The sequence below is a fragment of the Corynebacterium frankenforstense genome (genome assembly GCF_030211955.1).
Classification (GTDB): Bacteria; Actinomycetota; Actinomycetes; order Mycobacteriales; family Mycobacteriaceae; genus Corynebacterium; species Corynebacterium frankenforstense_A.
The window spans coordinates 1-263 of sequence record NZ_JASODI010000074.1 but is presented as its reverse complement, the minus strand read 5'-3'; the positions used below and the strand labels follow the sequence as shown (position 1 = coordinate 263).

The window sequence follows — 263 nt, the reverse complement described above, 5'->3', positions numbered from 1 at the left end:
GGTCTACGTCAAGTAACTGCTCGCCCTATTCAGACTCGCTTTCGCTGCGGCTCCGACTTTTCTGTCTTAACCTCGCTACTTAACGTAACTCGCCGGTTCATTCTACAAAAGGCACGCCATTACACTTTAATGTGCTTTGACTACTTGTAGGCACACGGTTTCAGGATCTATTTCACTCCCCTTCCGGGGTGCTTTTCACCTTTCCCTCACGGTACTGGTTCACTATCGGTCACTAGGGAGTATTTAGCCTTGCGGGATGGTCC

At 49.8% G+C, this 263-nt stretch carries 1 rRNA gene; it reads right to left on the bottom strand.

The window, feature by feature from the left end:
* Nucleotides 1–263 (bottom strand): 23S ribosomal RNA (locus QP119_RS11580); the annotation flags it as partial.